This window comes from Psychrobacter sp. S1-30-MNA-CIBAN-0213, assembly GCF_040309845.1.
Classification (GTDB): domain Bacteria; phylum Pseudomonadota; class Gammaproteobacteria; order Pseudomonadales; family Moraxellaceae; genus Psychrobacter.
On record NZ_JBEOPE010000030.1, the window covers coordinates 1 to 630 of the forward strand.

The window sequence follows — 630 nt, forward strand, 5'->3', positions numbered from 1 at the left end:
GGGGCTGTCCTAGATAAATAAAATAATCTAGGATAGTCATATGAGAAAGAGTAGATTAAGTTGGTACAAACAAACTAAGCTTATCGAACTATTTGTTGCCGGTTCTACCGCAAGAACAGCAGCAAGCTTAGTGGGTGTTAATAAAACAACAGCTAGCTATTACTTTCACAGGCTAAGACTATTGATTTATGAAAATAGTCAGGAGCCAGGCCTTCTAGAAGGCGAAATAGAAGTTGATGAGAGCTACTTTGGCGGCAGACGCAAAGGCAAACGTGGTCGCGGTGCTGGTAACAAAGTTCCTGTTTTTGGACTGCTTAAGCGCAATGGTAGCGTCTATGCTTGTATCATCCCTAATGCTAGAGCTGATACCTTAATCCCTATTATAAGAGAGAAAGTAAAGCCTGATAGTATCGTTTACACAGACTCCTTTAGAAGTTACAACGCACTTGATGTCAGTGAGTTTACCCATTACCGCATTAATCATTCAAAAGAGTTTGTACAAGACAGTAATCATATTAACGGAATAGAGAACTTTTGGAGTCAAGCAAAGCGGCATATGCGTAAATATAATGGCATCCCAAAAGAGCATTTCCATCTGTTTTTAAAGGAATGTGAGTGGCGTTTTAACTA

The 630-nt window shown here is 39.5% G+C and carries 1 protein-coding gene; it reads left to right on the top strand.

The annotated features are described in order from the left end of the window. Nucleotides 1–40: 40 nt before the first annotated feature. On the top strand, nt 41–630 hold a 590-nt coding region (locus AAEY87_RS13830; protein WP_350657584.1), incomplete at its 3' end, for an IS1595 family transposase.